At 71.5% G+C, this 7,483-nt stretch carries 8 protein-coding genes, 1 tRNA gene and 2 pseudogenes; 5 read left to right on the plus strand and 6 right to left on the minus strand.

Features of this window, described 5'->3' with window-relative positions; genetic code table 11:
- On the minus strand, window positions 1-1,223 hold a 1,223-nt coding region (locus ACWGIU_RS22280), incomplete at its 3' end, for an ABC transporter substrate-binding protein (protein ID WP_453708362.1).
- Between the two features lie 391 nt (window positions 1,224-1,614).
- Between ACWGIU_RS22280 and ACWGIU_RS22285 the strand changes: the two genes are divergently transcribed.
- Window positions 1,615-1,690, plus strand: a tRNA-Cys gene (locus ACWGIU_RS22285).
- Window positions 1,691-1,737: 47 nt separating this feature from the next.
- On the opposite strand, the gene ACWGIU_RS22290 is transcribed toward ACWGIU_RS22285, so the two are convergent.
- Window positions 1,738-2,205, minus strand: a complete 468-nt coding sequence (locus ACWGIU_RS22290) for a hypothetical protein (protein ID WP_453708364.1) — start codon at window positions 2,203-2,205, stop codon at window positions 1,738-1,740.
- A 219-nt stretch (window positions 2,206-2,424) separates the two neighbouring features.
- Between ACWGIU_RS22290 and ACWGIU_RS22295 the strand changes: the two genes are divergently transcribed.
- Window positions 2,425-2,715 (plus strand): hypothetical protein, encoded by a 291-nt coding sequence (locus ACWGIU_RS22295; RefSeq protein ID WP_453708366.1) that lies wholly within the window; start codon window positions 2,425-2,427, stop codon window positions 2,713-2,715.
- 84 nt (window positions 2,716-2,799) lie between these two features.
- On the opposite strand, the gene ACWGIU_RS22300 is transcribed toward ACWGIU_RS22295, so the two are convergent.
- A complete protein-coding gene (locus ACWGIU_RS22300; RefSeq protein ID WP_453708368.1) occupies window positions 2,800-3,165 on the minus strand; it encodes a hypothetical protein in 366 nt (121 codons plus the stop codon).
- 190 nt (window positions 3,166-3,355) lie between these two features.
- Between ACWGIU_RS22300 and ACWGIU_RS22305 the strand changes: the two genes are divergently transcribed.
- On the plus strand, window positions 3,356-3,826 hold the full coding sequence (locus ACWGIU_RS22305; RefSeq protein ID WP_453708370.1) for a universal stress protein: 471 nt from the start codon (window positions 3,356-3,358) through the stop codon (window positions 3,824-3,826).
- Window positions 3,827-3,967: 141 nt separating this feature from the next.
- Here the strand turns inward: ACWGIU_RS22305 and ACWGIU_RS22310 are convergent.
- Window positions 3,968-4,345, minus strand: a pseudogene (locus ACWGIU_RS22310) (TetR family transcriptional regulator C-terminal domain-containing protein); the annotation flags it as partial.
- Between ACWGIU_RS22310 and ACWGIU_RS22315 the strand changes: the two are divergent.
- Window positions 4,276-4,968: pseudogene (locus ACWGIU_RS22315) on the plus strand (amidase family protein); the annotation flags it as partial. The pseudogenes ACWGIU_RS22310 and ACWGIU_RS22315 sit on opposite strands and share 70 nt — an antisense overlap.
- A 40-nt stretch (window positions 4,969-5,008) precedes the next feature.
- Here the strand turns inward: ACWGIU_RS22315 and ACWGIU_RS22320 are convergent.
- Entirely contained in the window at window positions 5,009-5,959 is a 951-nt protein-coding gene (locus ACWGIU_RS22320) for a serine/threonine dehydratase (protein ID WP_453708372.1), read from the minus strand.
- Between the two features lie 14 nt (window positions 5,960-5,973).
- Complete coding sequence (locus ACWGIU_RS22325) at window positions 5,974-6,648, minus strand: TetR/AcrR family transcriptional regulator (RefSeq protein WP_453708374.1); 675 nt, start codon at window positions 6,646-6,648, stop codon at window positions 5,974-5,976.
- Window positions 6,649-6,804: 156 nt separating this feature from the next.
- On the opposite strand from ACWGIU_RS22325, the gene ACWGIU_RS22330 reads away from it, so the two are divergent.
- Window positions 6,805-7,483 (plus strand): glycoside hydrolase family 27 protein (locus ACWGIU_RS22330; protein WP_453708376.1); only part of this gene is annotated, 679 nt, incomplete at its 3' end.

Consider the following 7,483-nt stretch of genomic DNA (forward strand, 5'->3'; position numbering starts at 1 on the left):
GCGTCGCCGACCTGGTTGGTCCACTGGACGGGGGTGTTGGCGTCGAGCGCGGCGGTCTTCAGCTGGTCGGCGCCGACGGCGCGGGCGACGGTCTCCGCGTCCTTGCCGTCGCCCTTGTCGGAGAAGAACGGGTCGGCGAGGCCCTGGGCGCTGGACGGGTAGATGGTGGCCTTCCGGGAGAACTCCACCTGGTTGGGGCCGTTGGTGACCCACTTGGCGAACTCGGCCGCCGCGTCCACGTGCTCGGTGTCCTTCTTGATACCGAGCGACTGGGCGTAGATGCCGATGTGGCCGAGCTCGCCGGTGACGGCTCCGGCGACCTGGGTCTTGGCGTAGATCTGCGGGGCGTTCTGCTTGATGTCCTTGACGAAGCCCGGGGAGCCCGGACCGAAGACGATCTTGCCTCCGCCGTAGAGCTGGTTGATGTCGTCCGACGTGAGGAGGGACTCCTTGGGCATGGCGCCCTTGGCGTACAGGTCTTTCATCCGCTCCACCCACCGGACGGCCCGGTCCGTGTCGAAGGTGAAGCGGTCCCGCTTCTCGTTCAGGAGGGGGACGCCCATCTTCTGCCAGTCCCCGGGCAGCCGGCCCTTGGGGTCCGCCATGAAGGCGGCGTACTGGCCGCCGGACGAGGCGGCGATCCGCTCGGCGTAGTCGAAGAACTGCTCCACACCGGTCGGCGGCGAGGCCGGATCCAGACCGGCCTTCTCGAAGAGCTCTCTGTTGTAGGTGAGGATCTCAGGGGTCACGTACCAGGGGTACGCGTACACGCTGTCGCCCTTGCCGGGGAGCTTGAACTGCTCCCAGGCGCCCGGCACGTACTCCTTGGCCGACGCGCCGTCGAGGGCGTCCACATCGGCGAGCATGCCCCGGTCGCCGAGGAGCTGGAAGGAGTCGGTGGAGAGGTTGACCACGTCGGGGAGGGCTCCGGCCTGGGCGTCCGCGACGAGCTTCTCGTTGTAGCCGTCGCCGGGGACGTCCTCCCAGGTGACCTCGACCTCGGGATACCGCTTCTCGAAGGCGTCGATGACCCCCTGTACGTAGGCCGTGAAGGTGGGCTTCAGCTGCAGGGTCCGAAAGGTGATCTCACCGGCCACCTTGCCCGTCCGCCGCGCCTCCTTCGCGTCGGCGGCGCCGCCGTTCAGGCCGCACGCGGCGGTCGAGAGGAGGGTTCCCGCCGTCAGCAGGGCAACAGCGATACGGGTCGGGCTCGAACGGGTCATCGTCGCCGCCTTTGCAGAAGTCCGGCCCCATCGCCGGAGGCGGTGCCCACGGTCGCCCGCAAGCAGGACCTCGTCAATGAGGCAGGACGAAGGCTGGCCGGGGACGCATCAGTGCCGAACGGCCCGCCCGGGCCGGGCGCCTCTCGGAGGCCTCGATCACAGTTGCCCTGAACTGGACTGATGCGCTTTAGTCCAAAGACAGTTGAGAAGGGATCGATTCGACGACGAAGCTGCTTGTGCGTCGGAATTTGACTTCTTGTCGATGGTTCACGGCAGGCCGCGCCAATGGGCTTTATCCCACCACCGCGAACGCCCTTTGTCCGGCGCCCGCGGTGACATCCACGGAGCCGGGTTGTGCGAGCGGCGGACGCACGTCTGCATTCGCCTCGAACGGCGTGTAGCTCAGTAGCCAGAGCACCGACCTGCACAGTCGGAGGGCGCAGGGGCAGGACCTGCCACGCCGGCCATGGACAGGAACACCGCAGACCGACTCCCGGCCTCAGGACTCCCCGCCTCAGGACTCCCCGCCGCGGGACTCTCCACCGCCGCGGGCCGCCCAGCCGGTGTACATCACGCCCGTGCGGCCCTCGGGAGGTACCGGCCCGGCGCTCGACGCGCGGGGGCCGGCGTCGGCCAACCCGGTCCGTCCGCCGGTGCGCGGCTCCGGCGGGACCCGGCCCGAGCGGGCCTCAGCGACGGTGAGGACGACCGTACGGCCGTCCGGGTCGGTCAGCACGTGCCGGCCCGGCGGCAGGAAACCTGCGGCGTTCGGTGGGGCGGTGAGGCCGAGGCGCAGGTACCCGGTCTCCGGGCGGCTCGTGGCGGGGTAGAGCTCCAGGACGCCACCGTCGGCGAGCCCCGCCGCGTAGTGCTCCGGCCCGTCGCCGTGTCGCTCGTGCACGAGGTCGAGGCCGATGCCCTGGTAGAAGTCGCGGCAGGCGTCGAGCCGGGTCGTGTAGATCACGGCGAGTTCGAGGATCATGCTGACGCTCCTGGTGTGTGATGACTGCGGGCGGACGGTGGGCCCCGGCCCGCTCCTCGCAACGGCGCTTCCGCCCCGGCCACTTGCCGGCCACGTCGGTGCGCCGTCGCTCGAACACCCGGTCTTGGCAGCCCACTTGGCTCGTCTCCGACCCGGCGCGACACGCGCCGAGCGGGAAGGTCATCTTAAATTCCTACCACGTCTGCGTACGCTGTCCCCATGACCGACAGCACCCTTTCCGACCAGCAGGTGCTCGATGACCTGCGCATCTTGACCGCCGAGTATCTGAGCGCGGTCCGGGCGCGCCTCGCCGACATCGAGACCCCCGTGGTGCGGGAACGAGCCGCGCGGCTGTTCACCGATCAGCTGCTGCCCGATGTGGCGAAGGCGGTCAAGGACATCCGCACCGCCGCTGTGGGCGAGCTGCGTCAGGGGCGCACCCTCCGGGAAGTGTCGTCACTGATAGGGCTGTCCGTACCCCGGGTCGACCAACTGCTCAAGGGCAGATGAGCTGTTGCCGCGCCCCTCGGCCGGGCGCTCGACAGCGCCCGGCATCGGCATCGGCATCGGCATCGGCATCGGCATCCGATCAGGTCACTTCAGCGGGTACCGGTTCTTCTCCACGAGCTTGCCGTCCTTGAAGCAGAAGCGGAGCACGGTCTCTTCACCGTTCTCGGCCTCGCCGCTGGATATGTACCAGGAGCAGGTGCTGCCCTCGGGCTCGGCCGGTCCGCCCTCCTTGAGGGCGTCCTTGACGATGCTGTCCCCGGACGGGAGCTTGCCACGGACCTCGCTCTCCGCGTCCCCGGTCTTCGCGGCCTCGTAGACAGCGGGGTCGACCAGAGTCTTGTCGGCCATGTCGAGGATCTTCCCCATGCCGAAGACCACTGCCACGAGGAGGCCCACGCCGAGCACCAGCGCCACCGCGCACCCGATCAGACAACCCTTGCGCTGAGCCACGCCCGTTCCTCCATGTCGTTCGTGTCCGGCGGCGGTCGCCTGGACACGCACACCCTCGCAAGAAGCGGGAGCCGCGGGCTGTCCTCGAAAGTCGCCGGCCGTCGCAACGATCGTCGTTCGAGGCCGGACCCCCCGCGCCGTGTATACAGGGAGGAGATCGACTATTCGGGCGAAGCGAGAGGATCCCACCGTGAGTGAGCACCCCATCGAGCCGCTGATCGTCGTCGGCGTGGACGGGTCGAACCATTCCAAGGAGGCGCTGCGCTGGGCGGTCGCGCAGGCCGCGATGACGGGCGGCCGGGTACACGCCGTCATGGCCTGGGAGTGGAACCGCAATCCGTTCACCATCGGCCCGACCGCCGCCGAGACCGCCGACGCCGAGGCGGTGACGGCCGAGGAGGCCGCCCGTCGGAAGCTGGCGGACACGGTCGCCGCCGCCGTGGGCACCTCGCCCGGGGTGCCGGTGTTCCGGCGCGTCGAGCAGGGGTCACCGGCGCAGGTCCTGGTCGATGCTTCGAAGGAGGCGGACCTGATGGTGGTCGGGACCCGCGGGTACGGGGGTTTCAAAGGCGCGCTGCTGGGCTCGGTGAGCCAGCAGGTCGTGCAGTACTCCGCAGGCACGGTCGTTCTCGTCCGCGAGGGCGAGGACCAGAACGACTGACAGCCCGGTCGCCTGCGGACCGCGGGCTCGGCGTCTTCCTGCCCGCAGCACCCCCCTCGGGCCCGGGACCTCGGAACGAGGACCGGTGCCCGCCCTCGCCGGCCGCGGACAACACCCCCGTGTCGGTGGCAGCTCGATGCGTCACCTGCGGCGGGCGGCGGGTCGGAGTGCGGCAGGGGGAGCAGGCCTGGCCGCCCGCTCCCAGAGGCCGGCCAGGTGTGCGTGGAGGACGTCGTGCGCCTCCTGCGGGGTGAGATGGCCGATGAGGACGTGTGTGGTGAGGCCGTCCGCGAGGGCGAGGAGGGCACGGGCCTCGCGTTGCGCATCGAGGCGCACGACGCCGCCGGCGTCCTCGCCGGCTTCCGCGATGAGGCAGGTGAACGTCTCCTGCAGGGTCGCGTAGTTCGTCTTGAGCCTCCTTGCGAGCACCTCGCTGACGGTGGCCTGCGCGACGAAGGCGAGCCAGACCCTGGCCTCGGCGCGGTGCTCTTCCCGGAGCAGCGAGATCTCGGTGGCCGCGCGTGAAGGTCGCGGTCGTGGCGGATCCCGGTGGGCACGGCGTCCACCCCACGGTTCGCGCAGCCATCACCACCGCCGCCGCCGCGCTCCGCGACGCCGGGTACGACGTGCGCGAGGTGCGGGACGTGCCGCGGCTGGACGAGGCGATCGAGGCGTACGGCCGGATCACCGTGACCGAGTTCGCCCCGAACTGGCCGGTGGTGCGCGAGCTGCTCGGCAGGGGCGGGGACCGCTACATCGCGATGATGATGGAGCAGACCCCGCCCGCGAGCGCGGACGAGTTCATGAAGTTGATGGGCACCTGGCTGAGCATCCGCCGCTCATGGGCCGAATTCCTCCACGAATACCCGCTGTTGCTCGGCCCGGTCTTCACCGAGCCACCGGTCGAACCCGGGCTGGAGTCGCGTGACAGGCCGGGCAGGGACCGGGTCGGGTCCGGAATGCGGCTGTGCACCGTGACCAGCTTCGTGGGCGTACCCGGGGTGGCCGTACCGACGGGGGTGGCCGACGGGCTCCCCTGCGGGGTGCAGGTCGTCGGGCGCGCGTTCCGGGAGGACCTGTGCCTGGCCGCGGCCCGGGCGATCGAGGACCGGCTCGGAGTCCTCACACCGGTCGACCCGCGCGGGGCGCCCGGGCCTACTGAACGCTTGGGCCGTACACGGCTCAGGTCCCGGGGGCCGCCAGGTCCCGCGGGTCCGTGTTGGCCCCGCAGAGGACGACGGCGACCCGGTCGCCGAGCGGCTGCGCCGCTGTGCGCAGCGCCGCCGCCGCGGTGGCCGCGCCCGCCTCGACCACGATCCGGTGCTCCTCCCAGAGCGCGCGCCGGGCGGCCGTGATCTCCGCGTCGCAGACGAGGACGGACGTCACGTTCTTCTCCTGTGCGGCGGCCAGCGCGTCCGCCGAGACCCGGGTGGCCCCCAGGGAGTCGGCGGCGACCGATTCCACGGCCACGTCCACGACCCGGCCCGCCTCCAGGGCGGCGTTCAGGGCCCGGCAGTTCTCCGGCTCGACCGCGACCACCCGTACGCCGTGTTCGCGCGCGGCCGTGGCCACCCCGGCGAACAGTCCGCCGCCGCCGACCGCGACGACCACCGTGTCCAGCCCGGGCAGGGCGGCCCGGATCTCCTCCAGCACCGTCCCGGCGCCCGCCGCGATGAGCGGGTGGTCGTAAGCGTGGCTGCTCAGCGCCCCGCTCTCGGCGGCGAACTCCTCGCAGGCGGCCAGCGCCCGGGCGTACCGGTCGCCGACGAGCCGCACATCGGCCCCGTACCCGCGCAGCCGTTCCACCTTCACCCGCGGGGCGTTGGCGGGCAGGAACACGGTCGCGGGCACGGACAGCGCGCGGGCCGCCCAGGCGCAGGCGAGCCCGGCGTTGCCGCCGGAGGCGATGGTGACCCCGGCGGCCGGGAGGGCGTCTGCCTCATGGTGGGCGGCGAGGAAGTTACGGGCTCCGCGCGCCTTGAAGGAGCCGGTGTGCTGGAGGTACTCCAGCGCGTACCAGGCCCCCGCCTCGGCCGCGGGCGTCACCGTGACGGGGCGGATCCGGCCCGCGATCCGGACGGCGGCGGCGCGGACGGCGGCGTGGTCGAGCTGCTGGGCCGGTGCTGCGGGCATGGACTGTCTCCCCATCAGGTGCGGGTGGTGGACCGGGTGGCCGGGGCGGGTGCGGCGGGCCGGGCCGCCTCGATCAGCTGGCGCAGGGCCCCGTAGTAGACCTCGTGGTCCGTCAGGGCGGGCAGTACGTCGGGCAGTCCACCGGAGAGCACGGGGAACTCCGCGGGATCCAGCACGGCCAGGGCCGCCCGCGAGGCGGCGGTGGCCGCGGCCGGATCCCGGTGGTCGACGAAGGCCGCGCTGCCCAGGGTGAGCAGGTACATCCGGCGGTAGGCGGTCATCGCCTCGGCGACGGTCATCCCGGCGGCCACGCTGTCGGCGAGGGCCGGTTCGACGAGGCGGGCCAGCAGCTGACGCCCGAGCCAGGGCCGGCCGCCGCGCAGCACCAGCAGTCCGGGGTGGGCGGTGAGCAGCAGGTACAGCGCACGGAACCGCTCTTCGGCGGCCTGCGCCCAGTCCGTGCCGGCGGGGATCTCGGGGAGCTGCCCGGCAAGGTGCTCGGTGCACAGGTCGAGCAGGCCGGCGAGGTCGGTGCAGCGCCGCTGGACGGTGGCGTGGGAGACCTCCAGCCGGTCGGCGAGGGTGCGGAAGCTCAGGTGGCCGGGCCCTTGCTCGTCGAGGATCCGCAGGGCGGCGACGGCGACGGCTTCCGGGGTCGCGCGGTCCAGGGCAGCTGATCTTCGCGGCATAAGATACATCGTAACATACGACGTATCTTCACTTTCGTGTGACATGGATTGCAGCCATATTGCTGGTCATCAGCCGACAGTCAGCGACTTGTGTTGACAGTGGGTAATCACCTCGGTGCACTGGGCGCACGACTGCCCCCACGTCAAGGAGACTCCGTGCCGGCTCGCCTGCGTGCAACGCTCCCCTGCCTGACCGCGGCCGCCCTGTTCGCCGTCGCGCTCTCCCCCGCCCCGGTCGCGGCCGAGCCCCGGGCGACCTCGGACACCCCGCTCGCACTCACCCCTCCCATGGGCTGGAACAACTGGGCGCACTACATGTGCGACATCGACGAGGCCAAGGTGGTCGCCAACGCCGACGCGCTCGTCACCACCGGGCTCGCCGCCAAGGGCTACGACACGGTGACCGTCGACGACTGCTGGATGACCAAGAGCCGTGACGCGCGGGGCAGTCTGGTCGTCGACACGGCCAAGTTCCCGCACGGCATGGCCTGGCTCGGCGAGTATCTCCACGCCAAGGGGCTGAAGTTCGGCATCTACCAGGACGCGGGCTCCCTGACCTGCGAGAAGTACCCGGGCAGTGGCGCCCCCCAGGGCGGCGGCGCGGACCACTACGCGCAGGACGCCCGGCAGTTCGCCTCCTGGAAGGTGGACTACGTCAAGATGGACGGCTGCAACCTCTGGGTCCCCGAGGGAACGTCCAAGGAGGAGGCCTACCGCGACGCCTACAACGCCGTCGCGAAGGCCCTGCGGGACAGCGGCCGGGACATGGTCCTGTCGGCCTCCGCGCCCGCCTACTTCCAGCAGGGCGAGTGGGGCGGCTCCGACTGGCACAAGG

It is taken from the genome of Streptomyces sp. NPDC054840, assembly GCF_053611065.1.

Excerpts from the sequence above, each read along its gene's own strand:
- ACWGIU_RS22290 (WP_453708364.1), bottom strand. The coding sequence starts at position 2,205 with ATGATCCTCGAACTCGCCGTGATCTACACGACCCGGCTCGACGCCTGC.
- ACWGIU_RS22295 (WP_453708366.1), top strand. The coding sequence starts at position 2,425 with ATGACCGACAGCACCCTTTCCGACCAGCAGGTGCTCGATGACCTGCGC.
- ACWGIU_RS22320 (WP_453708372.1), bottom strand. The coding sequence starts at position 5,959 with ATGCCCGCAGCACCGGCCCAGCAGCTCGACCACGCCGCCGTCCGCGCC.
- ACWGIU_RS22325 (WP_453708374.1), bottom strand. The coding sequence starts at position 6,648 with ATGCCGCGAAGATCAGCTGCCCTGGACCGCGCGACCCCGGAAGCCGTC.